We start from the raw sequence: 22,354 nt of genomic DNA, 5'->3' as shown, positions 1-22,354 counted from the left end.
CGGCATGGGGAAGGAGATCTATATCCGGTTGTTATATCAATCACAGTAAGTAAATGCTCGGAAATAGCGCAGCAAAAACGATCGAGCACAAAGCAGGTTTTTCTAGATTATTAATAATGGTCTGAAGCGAAAGCGCCCAGGAAATCCCGGGCGCCTTTAGGCAGAGTGTTACTGGTTGCCTTCCATCGATTGGATGAAGCGATTGGACTCGGCAATCGACTTGTTCATTTCTTTGATCAGGCTTGAGATATCGGTTTGCAGGCTGGCAAACTCGCCCTTGATGGCGCCTATGGCCTGGGCGTTGAGGTTGTGCTTGAGGTAGAGCATGTTGTCTTTCATGGCCGTCAGTATAGGCGGCATCTTGCTTTCGGCGCGGCGCATGGTGCGTACCAACTGCTCGTAGGAGCGACGGGTCTCGCGCAGCTTGGTTTCGCTGTTGCGGCGTAGGCTGGCCTTGCTGATCTCGCTAATTTCCGCCTGCCACTCGTCAAATAGCGCCTCGGCGACATCTTCCACCTTGTCGATACGGCTGCTCACCTCGTCGGCGGCCTCCTGAGAAGATTCATATTCGTCTCTGGCCTTCTCGTAGGCGCTCTGCAGATCGCCACCGTCGTGGTTCAGCAGGGCCTGCATCTCTTCCAGTGCCGAGCTGAACTGCTCTTGGGCTTCTTCCTGAGACTCTTTGGCGGCGTTAACGCGATCCACCATGATGTCGCGCTTATGGTAGCCCACCTTCTCCATGGCACCGTAGTAGGCGCTCTGACAGCCGCTGAGCATGACGACGGCGCCCAGGGCCGCTGCGGTGATGAGTTTTTTCATCCTGACGATTTCCTTGTTAGACGGTTAGTCGGCCTTGAATTTAGCGGCGTCTATGATGCTCCACAGGTGAGCGATACCGCCTATGATGGCAGGGACGATCAACCACCACAGGGCATAGCCCACTATGGTCACGACACAAAACAGGAGTGCCGCCAGGATGCGTCCTTGTACTAATTGGCCCAGGCCTGGGAAGAAGAAGCTTGCGATGGCGGCAATCACGTTGCCAGCCGAACCTTGTTGGGACATCAATTTATTCCTTACACTTGTATCTAGTGTCTTTAAACTTGTAATCTTACTGTACCAAGATACGCAGTTAACCCCACTTGAATCAAGAGAATAACGTGATAAATAGAATAGATGTGAGCCTGCTTCGTTCGATCATGCTGGGTATCTGGCAGTTCATGATACATCTAAAGCAGCGTGTCGCGGAAGACCAGATAAATATGCGGGCGGGTCACCTGGCTTACGTTACCTTGCTCTCTCTGGTGCCCATGGTGGCGGTGACCATGTCTATGCTGTCGGCCTTCCCTGTGTTTAAGGGGATCCGCAGCCATATCGAGACCTTCATCTACGACAACTTCATCCCCTCTGCCGGGGATAGCGTGCAGATGTATATCAACGAGTTTGTCGCCAACGCCTCTAAGGGCACGGCTGTGGGTATCGGCGCCTTGGTGGTGGTGGCTATTCTGCTGATCTCCAACATAGACAAGTCCCTCAATGGCATCTGGCGCACCACGGAGAAGCGCTCCATGGTGGTCTCCTTCTCCATGTACTGGATGGTGCTGACCTTAGGGCCCGTGTTGATGGGGGCCAGCCTGGTAGCCACCTCTTATGTGGTGTCGCTCAAGCTGTTTAGCGGCACGGATCTCAGTGGTGTGGTGCCGCTCCTGGTAGAGCGTCTGCCCATGTTCTTCTCGGTTGCCACCTTCCTGCTGATCTACATGGTGGTGCCCAATACCAAGGTGAAGTTTTTCCACGCCCTGCTCGGCGCCATCGTTGCGGCGTTGCTGTTTGAGCTGGGCAAGAAGGGCTTCGCCCTGTACCTCACCGAATTTCCTGCCTATGAGGCCATCTATGGTGCCCTGGCGACCATCCCCATCCTCTTCGTCTGGGTGTATCTCTCCTGGATCATCGTCCTGATCGGTGCCGAGATCACCGCGGCCATGCCTGAATATCTGGATAAGCGTCTGATGGATCTGGTGAACAAGGAGCTAGCCGACGATGAGCCTGATGAGCATTTCGACGAGTCCAAGCGGTGAGTCCGGCTAAGTCGCATCCGCTGATCCGTCAGGATTGGATAGATGTCGGCGAGGGGCACCAGCTGTTTCTGGCGCAATATGGTGATCCCCAGGGCATTCCCGTGCTCTATCTGCATGGTGGGCCAGGTGCCGGCTGTAATCCTCTCGAATTGAGGCTGTTTATCGACCGCGGCTTTCATATCTACCTGCTGGATCAGCGCGCCGCGGGTCGTTCCAAGCCCTGTGGCGAGCTGGCCAATAATGACTTTCCCAGTCTGGTCAAAGATATCGAGCGCGTGCGTCATTGGGCGGGTGTCGAGGCCTGGTGTCTGCTCGGCGGCTCCTTTGGCGCGACCCTGGGGTATCTCTACAGCTGCGTCTATCCTGAGCGGGTGCTGTCACAGATCTATTGGGGCATGTTTATTCCTTCATATGAGGGGATGCAATGGCTCTATGGCCGGGGCGGTGCGGCGCAGATCTTCTCCGGTGAGTATCGCCAGTTTGCCGCCGGGCATGGGGAGTCTCTCGAGCAGTTGTTTGATCATTTCGAGACCGGATTTAGCCATCAGGATGCCGAGGTTCGCCGTAGCAGTGTATGGCGTTGGCTCCGTTGGGAGCTGGCCCTGGCCGTCCCCGGCTTCGAGTTAAGCGAGGCCCTGGCCGAGCAGGGCGGAGCCTTGGCGAGAGTGGAGCTGCATTATGCCCGCAATCAATATTTTGGCGGCTATCAGCTGATGAAGAAGGTAGGTGGGGATCTCACCTGCCCAACCATCATACTGCAGGGGGAGCTGGACTGGGTCTGCCCGCAGCGTCTGGTGGATGAGTTTCTGGTGGAACACGGTCCTAGCCTATTGAGGTCACGCCTGGTGAAGGGGGGCTATCATACCCTCGCCGACAGTAAGATGTGCCTGGCGGTTGCCGAGGCGGTGACCCAGATGGGGCGCTATCTGGCCGCCGGTAAAGAAGACAAGTAATAGACAAGTAAAGCGGTATAGCCTAAAGGAAGCAGATAACATGAAGAAGAGACTGATCGCCGTTTTGGCGCTTGTGGTATGCACTAATGTGTTGGCGACCGAGCGCACGCCTCAGCCGGTGCCTGAGCGGGTCTATTTCAGCGGCATGAGCGATGAGCTGGCTACAGATGCCCTGCTGGTGTCGCTGATCAACAAGAATTATCTGGCTAAGAAAGTGGGGCCGAATAAGGTGGGGGTGCAGCTGGGAAATCATCAATTTGTGCTGCAGCCAAGCCTGAATCCAGAGGGAATAGACCGTATCTTGGCGAGCCGTTTCTACGCGGTGAGCCCTAAGCTGGTGGGCTCCCAGGAGCTGGTGGCGCTGATCGGCACCCTGAACGATAAGCTGAACTTTGCCAAGTTTACCCTGAGGGAGGAGGGCAAGGTGATCCAGGTGCAGGGGGCGGCGACCTTCGTTGGCACCCTGGAGCTAGAGGAGCTGCGTCGTTTTCTTATCTGGACAGATGATGCCCTAATCAGGGTGGGGCAGGCCCTGCCCAACAGCGCCGAGCAGTTGATTAAACCCATTCCCGTGATGTCAGCCAACTAGAAGCATAAGGGCTACGGGCGTAGCCGTGATAAGCGTTAAGCAATAGGAGTCGAGCGGTAGTGATTGCCTTAATACAGAGAGTGAAGCAGGCCAAGGTCGATGTAGATGGCCAGACCATAGGCGCCATAGATAAGGGCCTCCTGGTCTTGCTGGGGGTCGAACGTGAAGACGACCAGGCCAAGATGGAGAAACTCGCCACCAAGGTGATGAGCTATCGCGTGTTTAGCGATGAGCAGGGCAAGATGAACCTGAATCTCAAGCAGGTGGGCGGGAGTCTGTTGGTGGTTTCTCAGTTTACCCTGGTGGCGGATACCGGCCGCGGCCTGCGCCCGAGTTTCTCCGGCGCCGGAACCCCAGAGCAGGCCAAGCAGCTCTATGAGGCGTTTGTCGATTACTGCGCCGCCCAGGGCGTGCCCGTGCAGACCGGCGAGTTTGCCGCCGACATGCAGGTGAGCCTGATCAACGACGGCCCGGTCACCTTTAATCTGCAGGTGTGATCACTATGTCTAAGGCAGAAGAACCAGAGCAGATACAGGAACTACTCGGCGAGCTGCAGCGCACATGGCATGAGACGATCCCCGTCAGCGCCTTCATGCAGATAGCCCCAAAAACTTATGAAGGGCAGACCCTGACGGTGAGTGCGCCGCTGGCGCCTAACATCAACCTGCATCACACCATGTTTGCTGGCAGCATCTATACCCTGATGACACTGACCGGCTGGGGCATGGTTTGGTTGCAGCAGCGACTTGCCGGCGTCGAAGGGGATATCGTCCTAGGCAAGGCGGATATTCGTTATCTAGCCCCCGTGGGAGAGTCGCCCCAGGCGCGGGTGGCCTGGCCCAAGGCCAATGAGCTGGATGGGGATCTGAGCCTGTTAGGCCAAGGTAAGCGGGCCAAGGTGAAGCTAGAGGTGAGCCTCTACTGCGGCGAGCAGTGCTGCGCCCAGTTCCAGGGCACCTATGTGAGCCTGCCTAAATAAGCTTGTCTTAGCGTCTATCAGCGTCGCCAATCACGGCGCACAGTTTAGGTCGCAAAAACAAAAACGCCTGATGACAATCATCAGGCGTTTTTCGATCAAGATTGCAATTTTAGATTGCCGTCAGGCTGGCGAATTATCCCTTAGGATAAGGGTGAGCTACGCCTTTGTGACAGTCTACACAAGTCTTACGCTTGTCAGCATCTTTCTTGAAGTTGTTGGCGTGCATTCTCTTCGCCATCTTCTTCATGGTTTCAGGCTGGTTCTCGTAGATGCGAGTGTGACAGTGCTGGCAGTTAGCGCTGTCGTTAGCGCGGAAGTATTTAAGTGCCAGGTCAGCCTGCTCTTTACGGTTTTCATCCAACCACTCTTGAGTGTTGAAGCCGTCGATAGTGAGGAAGCCGTATAGATCTTTAGATACGATGATCTTCTTGATCAGGTAGTCAACTGGGCCGTGTGGCAAGTGACAGTCTTGACACTGAACGGTTACGCCCGCACGTCCGCCGCCGTGAGCCGACGCCATCACCTCATCTTTCAGAGAGTGGTTGCTGTGGCAAGACATACAGAATTCATCTGTACTGGTTGCATGTAAAGTTTGTTGTGTTGCAAAGTAGCCCACAACACCGACTACAATACCCACCACGAGTAGGGCAAATATTGAGTATTTCGCGCTAGGTTTAAATAGTGCACGCCAGTTCATCACTCTATCTCCAAAATAATATGTTTATTATATCTATTATATTTAATGCATCTCTGTAGCTGAGAGTATAACCAGAAGACGCCGCTTGATCTGGCTTTAAAACCGTAAAATGAGAGCTAGCTCTAACTCTATCTTACATAAGCAAGATTTTGTGAAATTGCTCATAATATATGCGCATTTACTAAAGTTATAGTAAAGACCATGACATGACAAGTTCGTCGCAACTTTTATTATTTAGTAATGATTTTGTTGGATTTTATGGGGTTATTATCTATTGCTAATATGACGATTGTTCGCGAAATGGAAAAATAATTTAATGTGTGGTGAACCTTTTTTAAAGGCGTCTGTCTATCATGGTAATTCCAGTTCAATTAATGACGTTTTTCTCGCTTATATGACACGTATCTTCGGCAAGTTTGTATTGATCATCGCCCTACTGGGTCAGTTTATTCTGACACCAGCCATGGCCATGCCCAGTGCACTCATGTCTATGATGCAGGGCGATCATATGGCGATGGCTCAGAATATGAGTCAGGTCATGAACCAGGAGATGACAAAGGTCACCCAAGCCGTAAAGACCGGCATGCAGATGTCTCATCAGGGGCAGGCATGCAAGATGTCCGGCGACAACTCACTGGTGGATTGCGAGGCTCTGTGCGCCGCCATGGGCCCAGGCGATTGCATGACCCACTGCGCCTCGACCCTAGGTAACCTGAGCGCCAGTGTGCCATCATTGGCCATTCAGCCTATGTCTGGTCTGATTGTGACCACTGGTTGGTCGCTACAGACCGCCGATCTCACCCCCCTATCACCCCCTCCCATTGGTTAATGGTTCGTCTTCAACCCGCGTAACACGCACATACAAAGCTCGAACACGAATCTGCCGCGCCGCTAACCTCATATGGCGTGGCCAACAATTTGCCAATTTGTCAGGCCTATGCCTGATGGGAGTCGATTATGAAAACACGTCAAATCTTTGCCAGCACACTCTTTACCACCACACTGAGTGCTTTCTTTGCCCTAGCCATGGTTAACGCCGCTAGCGCCGCCAGCCTCACTCTGCCCGACGAGATACAGGTGCAAGGTGGAGACGTTAAGCTAGGTCATCAGCAGAGTGTCTTAACCTTAGATTCGGGTAAGCAGCTGGTCGAGCTGGTCTATCGCGACATCTTTGCCGACAACGCCGATGATTCCGGTGTCTGGGTGACCTCGCAGCCGCTCTATTTAACCTTAGATGTCAAAGCTGATGATGCCTATCGCCTGGTGTTGCCCGAGATACTGAGTCAGCAGGACGCCCAGGCCTTCATTGATGCGCCTAAGGCGCGCCTGGTGTCGCAAAATGGTCGGCAGCAGGAGCTTACCCTGATGAACCATCAGGAGTTGATGGAAAAGATCTGGCTGGCGAAGTAATGCCGCTCGATTTAGATGACCTTGATATATTGGAAATGTGAGTTTTATCAAGGCCTCATCTTGATATCGTGATAGACTTGGATCATCTCATTATAGGGTTACATCATGCGTCAAACGCTTAGGCATCACACGTTAGTCATCTTCACACTGCTCGCTTTGCTGGGCCAGGTGTTGTTGGCTAATGGCATGGCGATGATCCCCTACGCGCAGGCGGATGAAATGCCTATGATGCAGATGAATAATGGCGATAACTGTCATGATGACGGTGCAAAGATGCAATCTCACTGCTGCGATGATGAGCAAAATGTGCTTCCCGCTGCTCAGCATTGCTGTGAAGGCAAAGGATTTTGTAAGGGAGATTGTAATCACTGCATGGTGATCTCTGTGACAGGCACGCTGTTTACCGTTACGCCCTGGCCTGGCGTAGCCGGTTCCGAGTCTATCCTGGCCACTCAAATGCCTCATTTCCACTCTATCTCTTTAGGCTCAGCCTTCCGACCGCCGATCGCCTGATCCTCTGTGGCGCCTGGTAGACGGGCCGTCCGAGTCTAAATCGATATACCTATTGTTTATCAACGTTTTACTAGGTGTATTGGCGTATTTAACCCCGCAGTCTTGGAGACTCTCCATTCGCCGGGTGCGCCTCAATATTTACTTCACTGATGTTTAACGAAAAATGAATTATATTAGCCGCATATTAATTAGCTTAATTTAACTGTTTTAGGCTTAAGTCGCGTAAGCGTTACGCGTGTTATGCGGTCATCCTTTGATGGAGTCCATAGATGAAAACCCTGATCAGTCTGATTTTAACTGCGTTTATCTTTGTGAGTACGGCCCCAATGGCCTTCGCCGAGCAGCATCATGCTGCGGCGGCCGAACAAGGTTATGACTGCCCCATGCATCCTGAAGTGAAAGGCGCCAAGGACGATACCTGTCCTAAGTGCGGCATGAACCTTGAGCCAGCGGCGCACCATGCCACGGCCAAACACCATGGTAAGGACTGCGACAAGTGTCCTCACCATCAACATGCTAAAGCCGACAAGGCTGGCGGTTACGAGTGTCCTATGCACCCAGAGGTGAAAGGCGCCAAGGGCGACACCTGCCCTAAGTGTGGCATGAACCTGGAAAAGGCCAAGACGGCCAAGGCCGGTAAGTCATGCGACAACTGCCCTAAACATAAGCATCAACACGATATGGCTAAGCAAGGCTATCACTGCCCTATGCATCCAGAAGTGAAGGGGGCGAAAGGGGATTCATGTCCTAAGTGCGGCATGTTCCTTGAGCCTGTGGCGAGCGCCGATAGCGGCCACAAGCATCACTAGTTTATGAGTGGAGATGAGGCATTATGAATCAGGTAAATTCGAAAAACAGAGGCCAAAAGCTCGCTTATCTTTTGAGTCTTTTTATGGTGGCGACTCCGCAGCTGGGCCATACCCAGGCGCTAGAGGCCAACACGGCCCACGGACACGAGGCGCATCAACATGCGGCGGGAGAGAAGACCTATGTCTGCCCCATGCATCCCGAGGAGACCAGCCACGAGCCCGGTAGTCGTTGCCCTAAGTGCAACATGTTCCTGGTAGAGCAGGAAACCGAGACGAATGAGAAGAGTTTGACGGCCGGGCATGAGCAGAAGACCTATGTCTGCCCCATGCACCCCGAGGAGACCAGCCACGAGCCGGGAAGCCGTTGCCCTAAGTGCAACATGTTCCTGGTAGAGCAGGAAACCGAGACGAATGAGAAGAGTTTGACGGCCGGGCATGAGCAGAAGACCTATGTCTGCCCCATGCACCCCGAGGAGACCAGCCACGAGCCGGGAAGCCGCTGCCCCAAGTGCAACATGTTCCTGGTGGCCGAGGAGGAAGAGGAGTCGACCAGTACTAAGGTTGAGCCCGAGATGGATCATAGCCAACACGATCCCTTGGCCCAGGCCAAGCCTGCTCCCCTTACCGGTGAGCCGTCGATCAAATATGTCTGCCCCATGCATGCCCATATCGTTAGCGATGTGCCTGGTACCTGTCCTATCTGTGGCATGAATTTGGAGAAGGTGGAGATGTCGGCCGATGCGCAACAGATTGAGATAGATGTCTCTGGCAGCATGCAGCAGGCCCTGGCGCTTAAGGTCGCCAAGGCGGAGAAAGATACCCTATGGAAGTTTGTCCAGACAGTGGGTCAGATTGGTTACGACGAGAGCCAGATCAACCATGTGCACGCCAGGGTCAACGGCTGGATAGAGAAGCTGGCCATAGATTCAGTGGGCGACAAGATCACCAAGGGGCAGCTGCTGTATGAGATCTACTCGCCGGATCTGATCAACGCCCAGGATGACTATCTGTTGGCGCTTAGCAGCCTGCAGAGCTCCAAGGAGAGCCGCAATTATCAAGACCTAGTACGTAAGGCGGGGCTACGCCTGGAGTTACTGGGGATGAATCAGGCGCAGATTAAACAGCTCGCCAAGACCAAACAGACCCAGTACCGGGTGCCTTTCTACGCCAAGACAGACGGTATCGTCAAGGCGTTGACCGTGCGTGATGGCATGTATATTCAACCCGCCACAGAGGTGATGTCTGTGGTGGATCTCTCCAAGGTGTGGGTGATTGCCGATGTGTTCGAGAATGAGCAGAGCTGGCTTGCCATAGGCCAACCCACAGAGGTTTCTGTGCCAGCCATGGACCTTAAGGGCATAGAGGGCAAGATTGACTACATCTATCCCGAGCTGGATCCCGTGACCCGCAGCCTTAGGGTACGTATTGTGCTGGCCAATAACGAGGTGGCCCTGCGTCCCAATACCCTTGCCAAGATAGAGATCTACGGCGGTCCGAACGAGGATGTGCTGGTGATCCCTCAGGAAGCCCTGATCCAGACGGGTAAAGAGAACCGCGTCATCGTCAAGCAGGGTGATGGCAGCTTCCTGGCCCGCAAGGTCACCGTCGGCATGATGTCGCAGGGCAAGGCGGAGATCTTAAGCGGTATCGAGGAGGGCGAACAGGTGGTGACCTCGGGTCAGTTCCTGCTCGATTCAGAGGCGAGCCTGAAGGGCAGCCTGATGCGTCTTAGCAGCGGTCATCAGCACTAGGGGGCGCTATGTTAAAGAAAATTATCGAGGCCTCCATCGCCCAGCGCTTGATGGTGCTGATCATCGCCTTGATGATCACCGTCTGGGGCGTGCAGGAGCTGAGAAAGACCCCCCTGGATGCGCTGCCGGATCTGTCGGACGTACAGGTGATCATCAAGACGCCTTACCCAGGCCAGGCGCCCAAGTTGGTTGAAGAGCAGGTGACCTACCCGCTTTCTACCGCCATGCTGGCGGTGCCCGGCGCCAAGACGGTGCGGGGCTACTCTTTCTTCGGCGATTCATACGTCTATGTGATCTTCGAAGATGGCACAGATATCTACTGGGCACGCTCACGAGTGTTGGAATACCTGAGTCAGGTCAGCAGCCGACTACCCCAGGGCTTGCAACCCTCACTGGGGCCAGATGCCTCGGGTGTGGGCTGGATCTATGAGTATGCCCTGGTGGATCGCTCGGGTAACCTGGATCTCTCCCAGCTCAAGAGCCTGCAGGACTGGTATCTCAAGCTCGAGCTGCAGAGTGTGGCCGGGGTGTCCGAGGTGGCGACCGTCGGCGGCATGGAGCAGACCTACCAGATAGTGATCGAACCCGACAAGCTGGCCATCTACAAGCTGGACATTGCCGCGGTGAAGAACGCCATCAACAAGTCCAATACCGAGGCGGGCGGCTCAGTGATCGAGATGGCCGAGGCCGAGTATATGGTGCGCGCCAAGGGGTATCGTCAAACCCTGGATGATTTCAGGGAGATCCCTCTGGGGGTCACCAGCCCATCAGGCACGGCGCTGCTACTCAAGGATGTGGCGACAGTGCGTAAGGGCCCAGCCTCTCGACGCGGCATTGCCGAGCTCGACGGTGAAGGCGAGGTGGTAGGCGGCATCATAGTGATGCGCTACGGCGAAAACGCCCTGGCGACCATAGACGCGGTCAAGGCCAAGCTTGAACAGCTCAAGGCGGGTCTGCCTCAAGGGGTGGAGATCATCCCCACCTACGACAGATCTGAGCTGATCAACAAGTCGGTAGAAAATCTGTTCCACAAGGTGATCGAAGAGATGCTGGTGGTGGGCTTGGTGTGTCTGCTGTTCCTGCTTCATGCCCGCTCGACCCTGGTTGCGGTGATCACCCTGCCACTGTCGATTCTGATCGCCTTCATCGTGATGAATAAGATGGGGGTTAACGCCAACATCATGAGTCTGGGCGGTATCGCTATCGCCATCGGCGCCGTGGTCGATGGCGCTATCGTGATGATCGAGAACATGCATAAGCATCTGGAGCACTTCAAGGATGAGTACCGCAGAGATCCGGACAACAAGGAGCATTGGCATATCGTCGCCAAGGCCTCCATCGAGGTGGGCCCGGCGCTGTTTTTCTCGCTGTTGATCATTACCCTCAGCTTCGTGCCCGTGTTTGCCCTCGAGGCCCAGGAGGGACGCCTGTTTAGCCCGCTGGCCTACACCAAGACCTTTGCCATGGCCGCGGCGGCGATTCTGTCGATCACCTTAGTGCCCATCCTGATGGGCTACTTTATTCGCGGCAAGATCCCCAAGGAGACCAGCAACCCCATCAGCCGGGTGTTGATCGCCCTCTACAAGCCGTCGCTCAAGCTGGTGCTACGTTTCCCCAAGATCACCCTGCTGCTGGCGGTTGTCGCACTGGGCAGCGCCTGGTATCCGGTGACTAACATGGGCAGCGAGTTCATGCCTGAGCTGGAGGAGGGGGATCTTCTCTATATGCCGACGGCGCTGCCTGGCATCAGTGCCAGTAAGGCGGCCGAGGTGCTGCAACAGACCGATAGGTTGATCAAGACGGTGCCCGAGGTGAAGCGGGTGTTTGGCAAGGTGGGACGCGCAGAGACGGCGACCGACCCCGCGCCGCTCACCATGCTGGAAACCACCATAATGCTTAAGCCCAGGGAGGAGTGGCGTGAGGGCGTCGAGCTGCAGGATGTGATCGACCAGCTGCAGAAGACAGTTAAGGTGCCTGGTCTCACCAACGCCTGGGTGCAGCCGATCAAGACACGGATCGACATGCTCTCGACCGGCATCAAGACCCCTGTGGGGATCAAGATCACCGGCGCCGATGTCAATGAGCTGCAGAAAGTAGGGGCCGACATCGAGGCGATCCTCAGTCAGCTTCCCAATACCAAGTCGGCCTACGCCGAACGTGTGGGCGGGGGTCGTTATGTGGACATCACGCCTAAGCTGGATGTGGCCTCGCGCTATGGCATGACACTGACGGATATTCAGGATGTGGTGCGTTACGCCATCGGCGGCATGGACATAGGCGAGTCGGTTCAGGGCGCCGAGCGTTACCCGATCAATCTGCGTTATCCGCGGGCGCTGAGGGACAACATAGAGAAGCTCAGGGAGCTGCCGGTGATCACTAAGTCGGGCCACTATCTGCCGCTGCGTAACCTGGCCGATATCGAGATCACCGACGGGGCGCCTATGCTCAAGAGTGAGAACGGTCGCCTGATCTCCTGGGTGTTTGTGGACATTCAAGATACCTCTATAGGTGAGTATATCGAGGAGGCCAAATCGGCGCTGGATCAAGAGCTCAGGGTGCCACCGAGATACAGCTATAGCTTCGCCGGCCAGTATGAGTACATGCAGCGGGTCGATGCCAAGCTGAAGAAGGTGATCCCTATGGCCCTTGGGGTGATCTTCATCCTGCTGATGATGACCTTTGGCTCGCCACTGCAGGCCTCTATCATCATGCTGAGCCTGCCTTTCGCCTTGGTAGGCAGCACCTGGTTGCTGTTCGCGCTGGACTTCAACATGTCGGTGGCCGTGGCGGTAGGGATGATCGCGCTAGCCGGGGTAGCAGCCGAATTTGGGGTAGTGATGCTGGTCTATCTCAACAATGCCATCAAGCATAGGCAAGAGACTGGCGGCTACGAGTTTGTGGCGGATCTCAAGGAGGCCCTCATTGAGGGCGCCGTGATGCGCATTCGTCCCAAGGCGATGACGGTAGCAACCATCTTCTTCGGCCTATTGCCCATCATGTGGGGGGCGGGCTCGGGTAACGATGTGATGCAGAAGATCGCCGCGCCTATGGTGGGCGGTATGATCACCGCGCCGCTGCTGTCGCTGTTTGTGCTGCCGGCCCTCTATCTGCTCATCTATGGTCGTCGCCTGAAGCATTCGGCCGAAGGCTAGGTGTTTTTAGCGGATACAAAAAAGCACTGCAATCGCAGTGCTTTTTTTCTATCTTAATACGGTTATTTCTGACAGCGGCCTATATTAGAGCCTGTCGAGCGAACTCGTTTGCATTGCTGGCTAGCCTTGTTACTGCCGTTATCGGCGGTAGTTTCTGTCTCAGATTCTTGGGTTGACGCACAACCGCTGAGGCCGATAACGAGTGTCGTTGCCATGATAGGCATCCATTTTTTAAGCATGGTTTACATCCCTGATTAGTGGTTAACAACATTGCCAAAATACATTCGCAATGTTTAGAAGCTAACCAAAACAAAGAGTTAAAACAATGCCTGATCCCCATCCCAACTCAAGATTAGCGCTTTACTACTAGAGAATTAGGTCATGTTGAGTCTTATGACTGACAGTGTGCCACCTTGGGGATCGTTAATCACAGAGAAGCGTCCCACCTCGGGGATATCCGTCGGCGGCACGCATACCTGGCCGCCTATCTCCGTGGCCTTAGCGACCGTGGCATCGCAGTTGTCTACCATGATATAGGGCATCCAGTGTGGCGGTGTATCGCCCCACTCCTCAGTCATGGCCATCATGCCGCCGACGGCGCGATCGCCCTGTAACCACTCATAATAGGTGAAGTTTTCCATCTGAGACTCGCGCACCTGCCAGCCCATCACCTGGGTGTAGAAGGCCTGTGCCATATTGACATCGCGACAGCAGAGTTCGGCCCAGCAGAGGGTATTAGGCTCGCCCATACGCATGGATCCAATATGCGCACCCGCCTGCCAGAGAGAAAAGCTGGCGCCTTCGGGATCCCGGCATTGGGCCATCTTGCCCGCATCGCCTACGCTGTGGGGCCCGAGGATCACCTGGCCACCGTTTGCCTTAACGGCCTCTAGGCTGGCGTCGAGATCGTCGACGGCGAAATAGATGCTCCAATGGGTCGGCACCTTGTCTTCGATCATATTTTGCGGCAGCTGGTACATGGCCCCTATGTCATCATCCTCGATGGCAAACATGGTATAGACGCCGTCGGGGATCGGCATATCCTTGAGCTGCCAGTCAAACAGCGCGCTGTAGAAATGTTTACCCGAGGCTGCCTCGTGACTGGCCAGTTCGATCCAGCAGGGGTCGCCATGTTGATAGCTAGTAATCTTCATCTTTGAGTCCTTTGCTAAGGAAGGTGCGAATAAGTCCCGTGCTTGCACTGCGTGTGCTTAAAGTGGATAGATGCAAGGCACAGTTTGCAGCGAATGGCCCTAGTTCTTCGCAAGCTTCCCTAATGAAAAATATGTCTTGATATCAATTTAGTTAAGCCTGTTTTGCCATTTATGTCTATGCTGTGGGGAGAGTTATTGAGAAGAGTTAGTTATTGAGAAGAGTTAGTTATTGAGAAGAGTTAGTTATTGAGAAGAGTTAGTTATTGAGAAGAGTTAGTTATTGAGAAGAGTTAGTTATTGAGAAGAGTTAGTTATTGAGAAGAGATAGTTATTGAGAACAGATAGCTATTTAGAAGAGTTAGCTATTAAGAAGAGATAGTGATTAAGAAGAGATAGTGATTAAGAAGAGGGAGCTTCGATGAGCCTGACGTCCACCCAGATAGATCTTGTACAAACCTCATTTAAACAGGTTGAGCCGCTCAGCGAGCAGGCATCGGCGATTTTCTACGACGCCCTGTTTCAGATAGACCCAAGTCTGCGGCCCCTGTTTAAGCAGGACATTCGGTCTCAGGGGCGTAAGCTGATGGCCATGTTGAAGGCGGCGGTGGAGGGGCTTAAAGATCTCGATGCCTTGGTGCCTCAGCTACATGAGCTGGCGCGAAGGCACCAAGCCTATGGCGTCAGACAGTCTCACTTTACCCCCGTGGGCAATGCCCTGCTCTACACGTTGAAGACGGGACTGGGCGAGGCCTACACCCGGGAGGTACGTGAGGCCTGGGTGGCGGTGATCCATCTTGTGGCAGATACCATGAAGCCGGCTCTGGAGCGATAAATTAGCACGGCTAGCGTAAAGGTATATATCAATAAAAAAGGCGCTAAATGAGCGCCTTTTTTGGGACTTGTACAGGGCATCTGGGCTAACCGTATACCGGCAGCAGCTCGGCCATGGCCAACAGGTGGCAGGCCGCAGTGAGCAGGCCGTAGAAGATCACTATGGCGATAACCACAGTGCCGCCAGGCACCCTGAAACTCTGGCTGTCAGGGAACATCTGCCTAGCGCGATAGGCCATCAGGGCCGGGACTATGGCGGCCCAAATCGTGGCGGCAAGCGCGGCAAAGCCGATGGCGATCAAAAAACCATTAGGGAACAGCAGGCCTAATAGCGTCGGCGGCAAAAAGGTTACCGCCGCCGTCTTGAGGCGGCCGCTGCGGGACTCATCGAAGCCAAATAGGTCGGCGAGATAGTCGAACAGCCCCAGGGTTACCCCCAGGAAGGAGGAGGCTACCGCCAGGTTGGCAAACAGGGTCAGCATAGTCGTTAACCAGTCGCTGGCCATCACATCCGACAGCGCTGCCACCAACACGCCCATGTTACCGCCCTGAGCAATCACCTCGACGAAGCCGCTGCGGCTGATGTTGCCCATGGTCGCGACCAGCCAGCACAGATAGATCACAAAGGCGATGAGGGTGCCCAGGGTGATCGCCTTGACGATAGTGCCTGGGTCCTTGCCATAGTATTTCACCAGGCTGGGGACGTTGCCGTGATAGCCGAAACTCACCAGACCGAAAGGGATGGCGGCCAGCATATAGGGCAGATAGCTGGCTTCACCGTCGGGCACAAACAGCTTGGCGGGCTCCACCTCGATAAGCAGATTCCCAATGGCGAGGAAGAAGGTGATGATCATTCCCCCCAGCATTATGGTGGTGATGCGATCCACCGCCTTGGTGCTGATGAAGACGATGATCGCCAGACCCACCGCAAATACCAGACCTGCGAGACTCTGGGGCAGCTCGACACCTAGGCTGCTCAGGCTGTGGTTGACGATAGAGCCGCCGCCACTGATATAGGCATAGGCCAGAATATAGAGCACGAAGGCGATTGAGAGGCCATTGACGATACGCCAGAAGTTACCCAGGGTATCCCGGGTGAGGGTATCGAAGCTGGCGCCGGGCTCGTAGTGCAGGTTAGTTTCCAGTAGCAGCAGGCCTGAGACCAGCATGCAGAACCAGACGCCCAGCATCATGAGCAGTGAATAGCTAAACCACATTCCGGCGCCGACCACAGGCAGCGAGAACATGCCCGCGCCTACGGCCGTACCGGCGATGATCATGGCGCCGCCCAGCAGCGACTTATCCGAGACCTTATGCTTGGCCGCGTTCATATGATTGGCCATTAGGCTTGATGCTCCGCGGCGACGCTGTCGACTATGGTTTGTCTGACCGAGGTACGCAACAGGCTGTTGGCCCGGCTGCGGATACGCTGAACATCCTCGCCGTGGCTGTCATCGGCCAGGTAGCCCAGCTCCTTGAGCTTGACGCTCAGGGTGCCGTAGAGCTTCTTGTCGTAGAACTCTGGTGCCGTGATGCCGTGCAGTGCCCCGAGACGCTGAGCCAGCTGATGGCTGTCGCTCTCCAGTTCCGAACGCTCAATCTTAGGCGAAGCCGCCAGCAGGTTGAAGATGATGGCGTAGCGCTGCATGGTCTCGCTGATGGTGCCGGCCAGCAGCAACAGCTGGTTGAGACCGTCTGACTTGACGCTGAAATGCTTATCTTCGTTGATTAAGCCTTCGGCCAGCAGCTGATCCAGTAGCTGATTTACATAGGTCTCGAGGTTATCGATCCCCATAAATAGCTCGGCCTGTAGCAGCGGGTAGAAATCTTTCACCGTGGCGATGATCTCTTCTCTGGTGCAGTGGTCCTGCTGCGTCAGGCAGCTGGCGATCAAGGATGGGATCACCAACAGGTGGATGATGTTGTTGCGATAGTAGGTCATGGCAACCGCCAGGTCTTCATCGATGGAGATGATGTCACCCAGCGGGTCGCTGTCCAGCTTGAGCTTCTTCAGCTCCAGACCCTGGGTGATCAGCTTGGCGCCGTCGCCTTCGACCACAGAGGTGTAGCCTGTGTAGGGCACGCTCTTGAGCAGCGACAGGTAGAGATCCAGCTGCTTCTCCAGCTGGCTACGCTGCAGGGCATTCTGCTCAGAGGCAAGCAGCACTAGGCTGGTCAGGGTGATCGAGCTGACGGCGGCGGCATCGTTGATGCGGGTCATGACGCGATTGGCCAGGGTGTTGACCACAGGGGTCAGCCAGCTTGGCTTCTGCTCGGGATCCAGGGCCAGCTCCTCGCGCCATTCTGGCACCTGCTCGTTGAGGTAGGTATGCAGGGTTATCGGCTCGCCGAAGTTAACATAGCCCTGGCCGAAGTTGCCCAGCTTGCGAATGGCACCAAACACCTGCCAGACAGACTCTTTCTGTTTCTTCTTACCGCTCAGCTCCTTGTGGTAGGTGGCCACCTCCATCACATGGTCGTATCCCAGGTAGACGGGCACCAGGGTGACCGGGCGCTCGACGCCACGCAGCACGCTGTTCAGCGTCATGGCGATCATCCCTGTCTTAGGTGCCAGCAGGCGACCCGTGCGGGAACGGCCGCCCTCGGTGAAGTACTCGACCGAATAGCCCTTGGCAAAGAGCTGATCCAGGTACTCACGGAATACCGCGGTATAGAGCTTGTTGCCGCGGAAACTGCGACGAATAAAGAAGGCGCCACCGCGGCGGAACATGGGACCGGCGGGCCAGAAGTTGAGGTTGATACCGGCGGCAATATGCGGCGGTACCATGCCCTGATAGTAGAGGATGTAAGAGAGCAGCAGGTAGTCCATGTGGCTACGATGACAAGGCACGTAAACGATCTCGTGGCCGTCGTGGTGTAGCTGACGGATCTGCTCGGCGCCCTTGATGTTGATCCCCTTGTAGAGCTTGTTCCACAGCCAGGTGAGGAAACGCTCGGCGATACGCACCAGGCTGTCTGAGTAGTCGGCGGCGATCTCGTCTAAGTATTCCATGGCGGTCTCGCGGGCCTTGGCCTCGGAGATCTTCTTGCTCTGAGCCTCTTCCAGAATCGCCTTCTTCATCGACTCGGATTTCAGCAGGGCGTGGAACAGGTTCTGGCGGTTAGGCAATACCGGCCCTGTCATCACCTTGCGTTGACGGCTGAAGTGCACCCTGGCCACGCGCGCCAGCTTTTGGGCGATGCGCTTGTCGGTGCCATGTTCGTCGGCCATGTAGCGCAGCGACATGGCATTGGAAAACTGCACAAAGTTGTGACGGCCGAGGAAGAGGATCATCAGACACTTTCGCAGCCAGGTGGGGTTCTCTCGCTCCAGCACCGCGGCCTTCATGGTGTCATCTTCCTTGCCCGGGGTGCGCCCCCAGTAGAGGCTGACGGGCACCAGCTGAATATCCAGCTCAGGATGTTTCTTGTGGGCGCTCAGCAGGCGCGAGAAGCTGTCGAGGTAAAACTCGTTGCCTTCGCGCTGGCCAAACAAGGGCTTGGCGCCTTCGACGCAGACCACTCGCGGGGCAGATTCGCCCTCGACATCCAGGCTTTGATAGGGGCTGGGCAGGCCGAGTCGCTCAGTCACCTCGCTTAGGGCGGCGATGTCACTGATCGATTCTGTCTTCATCACATAGACCAGGGGTCTGTCTGAATCCAGGTTGAGATCGGCAAAGGGATCCTGAGGCACTACTATGGTGTGCACGAGTTTCTTCTGGATCCAACGTAAGGATTTAAACCAAAGAGAGTCTTGTTTGGACATTATTCTTTATGCATAGGAGTCATGTTTAATAACGTCATAGAATACCAGAAAAGGAAGATGAATCCCTAATTTGTCTGCTTGGATGCGACATCAGCGGCAGAGGCGATCTAGCTGGTGCGGATAAGCCGTAAGAAGCGCCCTAAAAAGGGCGCTCGGCTTGGTCTTGGTAATAGTATTGGTCTTAGTCTTAGTCGCGAGAAGCGAATCGCTAGACTACATAGCGGTGACAAAATCATCCGTGAGGATCACGCCAAGTGGAGTGCTGCCGCCCACTGCATCGACGGCGGCCACGCCATAGATGCCACCTGCGGCGAGATTAATATCGAGTGGACCTATGGCAACCGTCTTGCTCCCGGTTGGGGTAACACTGACGACATAGTTTCCTGGGGCCACCGACAAGCTGCCCGATGCCGCCATGAAAGGAACATCGCTCAAGACGGGGGGAGCGGACGAGATATCGGTATCCTGGGTGAGATAAATATCCACATTACCGGCGGAATAACTGGCATGGGCAATGTTGAGCTTAGCCTCGGTCGCGACGCGGCGACTATCTTCCATGATCACCCAAGGCTTGATATCCATGTCGGCCAGGGAGCCTATTGCCAAGACGCTGTAACTCTGTCCCTGATCCAGGCTAAGGGCGGCCTCATCGATAACCACCACGCTATTATCCGCATCGGCTGCGACGGTTACCGTGTGGGCGCCATCGGCGACATTAAGATAGTCGGTCACCGCGGCAAAACTCAGCATGTCGACAGCCGGCGTATTGGCACCATCGAGAAAGAGATCGACCGCAGGTGCGTCTGCGACCGCATGAATCACCCGCACATCGCTGCCACTCATCTTATCGAGCAGCAGTGCCTGCTGGTCAGCCAGGGCCACCAACAAGGCAACGGGAGCGTCCCCGCTCCAGGCATTGGCAATTGCGGTGATGAAATAGTCAGTATCGGCCATCAGGGGCACAGTGCCCGAGTCGAAGACGGGAGTCTTCTGTCCCGATGCTGTGATACGGATCTGATAGTCACTGGCGGGGACTTCCAGCTGGGTGCTGGCATCTAGGTAGTTAGCCGAGAGTGTGGGTGCAGTATTGCTGATATCAGCGCCGGGTGCGGTGACATACACATCGACCAGGCCTACGTCAGATGCACCGTGCAACACCTGAACGCGGGCATAACCTGCGGCGATATCTGCACTGGCATTGGCCACGAGCTTAAGTTGCAATGTATCGTCGCTAACCCTACCAAGGGCGACGGCCGTATATTCCATGTCGGCGGATAGATCTAGGTCGGCGCTGAGTACTTCGAGTAAAGAACCGTCGGCTATTTGCGCATCGACATCTATGTCATACAGGCCAGCTGTGACGGTTAAGAAACCACTCGATATGCCGTAGTCGACATCAGCCAGGAGCTGGGTATCGTTGGTCATCACGTTGACCTTGGGGGCGTCGATGCCAGCGTGAATGACACGAACATGGGCTTCGGCGACAGGCGCGGGCGCCATGTTGATTACCTCATCTGAATCATCACTGTCACAGGCTGTGATACCCAGCATGGCGCCTAGCATGAGCGCCGGATAGATCTTATTCATCAGCTTCTCCTTAACGAGGGTTGAGTTCCATTGCGTTACGAACAGAGAAGCCCAAGGGATCATAACGACAGCCTAATACGAGAGACTTGCTCTTTGAATCTGATGGCAATCCTTTATTAATCAGTGGATTATATTTCCTGTCGCCTGGGGCGATCGCTATCTTAGCCGAGGGCTAGCACTTTTTAAGCCCACACCTTTCGTTTATTCAGAACGTTTTTGCGTATTTTATGCGCTTATCTTTCGTTTAAATGCCGGATAAACTGGCTTCAATTGGTTGTAACAGAGATTTGAATTGGAGCAGATTATGGCAAAAGTACTGGTATTGAAATCAAGCATCTTAGGGGACTACTCACAATCGGCTAAGCTGATCGACCACCTGCAGCAACACTGGCAGGGTCAGGGCGCCGAGGTAACGGTCAGGGATCTGGCGGCGCAGCCACTGCCGGTACTCGATGGTGAGATCGCCATGGGGCTACGTGGTGGTGACGAGCTGACGGCGCGTCAACAAGAGGTGCTGGCCCTGTCAGACGAGTTGGTGGCCGAGTTGAAGGCCCATGACACACTGGTTATCGCCGCCCCTATGTATAACTTCAGCATCCCAACTCAGCTGAAAAACTGGATCGATCTGGTCGCCCGTGCTGGCGTGACCTTCACCTACACAGAGAACGGCCCTAAAGGCCTGGTAGAAGGCAAGCGCGCGGTCTTGGTGACCACTCGTGGCGGCGTGCACAAGAATGGCGCGAGCGATCACGTGGTGCCTTACCTCAAGACAGTGCTTGGTTTCATCGGTATCGATGAGGTAGAAACCGTTTATGGCGAAGCCCTCAACATGGGTCCCGAGGCGAATGAGCAGGGGATCAGTGAGGCCAAGCAGAGCATAGAGCAGCTGGTAGCTTAAGGTACTGCCTGTTAACAGTTTTCATTGTCGACCACATTTAAACCATCTCTAGGTTGAGGCGCTCACATCGGTGAGCGCCTTTTTTTACCTGCTAACGACTATTGCGCCAACTCGCACAGGGTGCACTCGTCACTCTGCTGACTTGTTTCCACATAGCGAACCCTGTGGCGTCCTTGAGTACGATTGGCGCTAAAGCTGTACCTGGGCCTGGGCGTTTCTAGAGCCGAGTGTTTGGCCTGAAGAATAGGCTGCTCGGTTTCAGGTCGAGTTTTGGTGTTAGCCATTGGCGACGCCTTGTGGCTGATAACAGAGCAGATCTTTGAGGGAGCCGCCATTGATGGCGCAATTGAACCCATTGGCTCTGAGGATGTCGCAGCCTTTCTGGGCACGGATCCCCGCACCGCAGTAGAGTACGAAAGGTGTCTGTTTATCGCTGTGTTGAGTCAGCCACTGGGCCAGTTGATCCAGCGGCACGTTGAGCGCATTTGGCAGGTGACCACCGGCATATTCTTGGGGAGAGCGCACATCGATGACCTGTACGCCCTGTTCGATCAGTTGCCAGCATTGCTCGGCAGGATGGCTGCCAGAGAGCTTGGCTAAGAGTGATTGAAACATGGTTTGCCCCTACAATTAGAATCGAGTCTATAAGATTTACTTCAATAAGATTATTCTAATTGAACTGTAAGTGCAAGTCGGACTTATGCTAGAGGTGCTTGGTCATGAAGACGCTGTTGGGATCCTCCTGATAGTGACCGAAGGGGGCGCACTCCATGAAGCCAAACTTCTGATACAGGCGCCGGGCCGGGAGAAAGAAGCTCATGCTGCCGGTTTCCAGGCTAAGGCGCGTCATCCCATTTTGGGCGGCATCTGCCTGAAGATGGTGCAAGATCCGCTCGCCTATGCCACGTTGGCGATAGTAGTTGGCGACCCGCATCGACTTGAGTTCGCCATGCTCTGGCGAGAGGCGCTTGATGGCGCCGCAGCCGCAGAGTCGGTCGGCCTCCCATAGGGTCCAAAATCTAATATCGTCTTGTTTTAATTCGCTTAAATCTAAGGCGTGTACACTCTCAGGTGGCGAGGTGGCATACATGTCTTCCAGGTGTTGTTCTAGCATCTTGACGACGCTGGCGTGGCTGACGACACCGAGCACAAATTGCATCTTAAGCTCCATCTTCTAATTAAGGACT

At 54.9% G+C, this 22,354-nt stretch carries 23 protein-coding genes; 13 read left to right on the top strand and 10 right to left on the bottom strand.

Going from position 1 to position 22,354, the window contains the following annotated elements:
* Positions 1-168: 168 nt before the first annotated feature.
* Both L1D43_RS16875 and L1D43_RS16870 read right to left on the bottom strand, forming a co-directional pair.
* Positions 169-819, bottom strand: a complete 651-nt coding sequence (locus L1D43_RS16875; protein WP_239853424.1) for a DUF2959 domain-containing protein — start codon at positions 817-819, stop codon at positions 169-171.
* Between the two features lie 24 nt (positions 820-843).
* Positions 844-1,065: a hypothetical protein gene (locus tag L1D43_RS16870; RefSeq protein ID WP_011867341.1), complete on the bottom strand. Its 222-nt coding sequence runs from the start codon at positions 1,063-1,065 to the stop codon at positions 844-846.
* A 95-nt stretch (positions 1,066-1,160) separates the two neighbouring features.
* Between L1D43_RS16870 and L1D43_RS16865 the strand changes: the two genes are divergently transcribed.
* The 5 genes from L1D43_RS16865 to L1D43_RS16845 are packed head-to-tail and all read left to right on the top strand — an operon-like array spanning position 1,161 to position 4,599.
* Entirely contained in the window at positions 1,161-2,078 is a 918-nt protein-coding gene (locus L1D43_RS16865) for a virulence factor BrkB family protein (RefSeq protein WP_041508982.1), read from the top strand.
* Positions 2,075-3,031, top strand: a complete 957-nt coding sequence (locus L1D43_RS16860) for an alpha/beta fold hydrolase (protein WP_239853423.1) — start codon at positions 2,075-2,077, stop codon at positions 3,029-3,031. The genes L1D43_RS16865 and L1D43_RS16860 overlap by 4 nt, the downstream gene beginning before the upstream one ends.
* Before the next feature lie 40 nt (positions 3,032-3,071).
* Positions 3,072-3,620, top strand: coding sequence for a hypothetical protein (locus L1D43_RS16855; RefSeq protein WP_239853422.1), 549 nt, complete (start codon positions 3,072-3,074; stop codon positions 3,618-3,620).
* A gap of 59 nt (positions 3,621-3,679) precedes the next feature.
* The gene (gene dtd / locus L1D43_RS16850) at positions 3,680-4,117 is read left to right on the top strand and encodes a D-aminoacyl-tRNA deacylase (RefSeq protein WP_239853420.1); all 438 of its coding nucleotides are present in this window, start codon (positions 3,680-3,682) and stop codon (positions 4,115-4,117) included.
* A gap of 5 nt (positions 4,118-4,122) precedes the next feature.
* Positions 4,123-4,599 carry a thioesterase domain-containing protein gene (locus L1D43_RS16845; RefSeq protein ID WP_239853415.1) on the top strand — a complete coding sequence of 159 codons (477 nt, stop codon included), beginning with the start codon at positions 4,123-4,125 and terminating at the stop codon, positions 4,597-4,599.
* Between the two features lie 133 nt (positions 4,600-4,732).
* Here L1D43_RS16845 and L1D43_RS16840 read toward each other — a convergent pair whose 3' ends face one another.
* Complete coding sequence (locus L1D43_RS16840; RefSeq protein WP_041508907.1) at positions 4,733-5,296, bottom strand: NapC/NirT family cytochrome c; 564 nt, start codon at positions 5,294-5,296, stop codon at positions 4,733-4,735.
* A gap of 394 nt (positions 5,297-5,690) precedes the next feature.
* On the opposite strand from L1D43_RS16840, the gene L1D43_RS16835 reads away from it, so the two are divergent.
* The 6 genes from L1D43_RS16835 to L1D43_RS16810 all read left to right on the top strand — a co-directional run bounded on the left by L1D43_RS16835 (position 5,691) and on the right by L1D43_RS16810 (position 12,931).
* On the top strand, positions 5,691-6,125 hold the full coding sequence (locus L1D43_RS16835) for a hypothetical protein (RefSeq protein WP_239853413.1): 435 nt from the start codon (positions 5,691-5,693) through the stop codon (positions 6,123-6,125).
* A gap of 128 nt (positions 6,126-6,253) precedes the next feature.
* Positions 6,254-6,706 carry a DUF2057 family protein gene (locus L1D43_RS16830; RefSeq protein WP_239853412.1) on the top strand — a complete coding sequence of 151 codons (453 nt, stop codon included), beginning with the start codon at positions 6,254-6,256 and terminating at the stop codon, positions 6,704-6,706.
* Positions 6,707-6,811: 105 nt separating this feature from the next.
* The gene (locus L1D43_RS16825; protein ID WP_041508908.1) at positions 6,812-7,219 is read left to right on the top strand and encodes a hypothetical protein; all 408 of its coding nucleotides are present in this window, start codon (positions 6,812-6,814) and stop codon (positions 7,217-7,219) included.
* A gap of 269 nt (positions 7,220-7,488) precedes the next feature.
* Positions 7,489-8,028, top strand: coding sequence for a heavy metal-binding domain-containing protein (locus tag L1D43_RS19910; protein ID WP_275659196.1), 540 nt, complete (start codon positions 7,489-7,491; stop codon positions 8,026-8,028).
* An 83-nt stretch (positions 8,029-8,111) separates the two neighbouring features.
* Positions 8,112-9,779 (top strand): efflux RND transporter periplasmic adaptor subunit, encoded by a 1,668-nt coding sequence (locus L1D43_RS16815; protein WP_239853410.1) that lies wholly within the window; start codon positions 8,112-8,114, stop codon positions 9,777-9,779.
* Positions 9,780-9,787: 8 nt separating this feature from the next.
* A complete protein-coding gene (locus L1D43_RS16810; RefSeq protein ID WP_239853408.1) occupies positions 9,788-12,931 on the top strand; it encodes an efflux RND transporter permease subunit in 3,144 nt (1,047 codons plus the stop codon).
* A gap of 374 nt (positions 12,932-13,305) precedes the next feature.
* On the opposite strand, the gene L1D43_RS16805 is transcribed toward L1D43_RS16810, so the two are convergent.
* Positions 13,306-14,085 (bottom strand): VOC family protein, encoded by a 780-nt coding sequence (locus L1D43_RS16805; protein ID WP_239853406.1) that lies wholly within the window; start codon positions 14,083-14,085, stop codon positions 13,306-13,308.
* A 418-nt stretch (positions 14,086-14,503) separates the two neighbouring features.
* On the opposite strand from L1D43_RS16805, the gene L1D43_RS16800 reads away from it, so the two are divergent.
* Positions 14,504-14,917: a globin family protein gene (locus L1D43_RS16800; protein WP_239853397.1), complete on the top strand. Its 414-nt coding sequence runs from the start codon at positions 14,504-14,506 to the stop codon at positions 14,915-14,917.
* 85 nt (positions 14,918-15,002) lie between these two features.
* Here the strand turns inward: L1D43_RS16800 and mtr are convergent, their stop codons facing one another.
* The 3 genes from mtr to L1D43_RS16785 form a co-directional block, all read right to left on the bottom strand.
* Positions 15,003-16,259, bottom strand: coding sequence for a tryptophan permease (mtr, locus tag L1D43_RS16795; protein WP_239853390.1), 1,257 nt, complete (start codon positions 16,257-16,259; stop codon positions 15,003-15,005).
* Complete coding sequence (plsB, locus tag L1D43_RS16790; RefSeq protein ID WP_239853389.1) at positions 16,259-18,682, bottom strand: glycerol-3-phosphate 1-O-acyltransferase PlsB; 2,424 nt, start codon at positions 18,680-18,682, stop codon at positions 16,259-16,261. The genes mtr and plsB overlap by 1 nt, the downstream gene beginning before the upstream one ends.
* A 213-nt stretch (positions 18,683-18,895) precedes the next feature.
* Positions 18,896-20,269, bottom strand: coding sequence for a DUF4397 domain-containing protein (locus tag L1D43_RS16785; RefSeq protein ID WP_239853388.1), 1,374 nt, complete (start codon positions 20,267-20,269; stop codon positions 18,896-18,898).
* A gap of 304 nt (positions 20,270-20,573) precedes the next feature.
* Between L1D43_RS16785 and L1D43_RS16780 the strand changes: the two genes are divergently transcribed.
* The gene (locus tag L1D43_RS16780; protein ID WP_041508916.1) at positions 20,574-21,167 is read left to right on the top strand and encodes an FMN-dependent NADH-azoreductase; all 594 of its coding nucleotides are present in this window, start codon (positions 20,574-20,576) and stop codon (positions 21,165-21,167) included.
* A 98-nt stretch (positions 21,168-21,265) separates the two neighbouring features.
* On the opposite strand, the gene L1D43_RS16775 is transcribed toward L1D43_RS16780, so the two are convergent.
* From L1D43_RS16775 to L1D43_RS16765, 3 genes are all read right to left on the bottom strand, one after another.
* Positions 21,266-21,451: a hypothetical protein gene (locus tag L1D43_RS16775; protein WP_239853387.1), complete on the bottom strand. Its 186-nt coding sequence runs from the start codon at positions 21,449-21,451 to the stop codon at positions 21,266-21,268.
* The gene (locus L1D43_RS16770) at positions 21,444-21,782 is read right to left on the bottom strand and encodes a rhodanese-like domain-containing protein (RefSeq protein ID WP_239853386.1); all 339 of its coding nucleotides are present in this window, start codon (positions 21,780-21,782) and stop codon (positions 21,444-21,446) included. Before L1D43_RS16770 ends, L1D43_RS16775 begins: the two co-directional genes overlap by 8 nt.
* Before the next feature lie 88 nt (positions 21,783-21,870).
* On the bottom strand, positions 21,871-22,326 hold the full coding sequence (locus L1D43_RS16765) for a GNAT family N-acetyltransferase (protein WP_239853385.1): 456 nt from the start codon (positions 22,324-22,326) through the stop codon (positions 21,871-21,873).
* Positions 22,327-22,354 lie beyond the last annotated feature (28 nt).

Origin of the sequence: Shewanella sp. Isolate8 (assembly GCF_022398495.1) — a bacterium.
Classification (GTDB): domain Bacteria; phylum Pseudomonadota; class Gammaproteobacteria; order Enterobacterales; family Shewanellaceae; genus Shewanella; species Shewanella aquimarina.
This window is presented reverse-complemented; position numbering and strand designations above follow the sequence as displayed.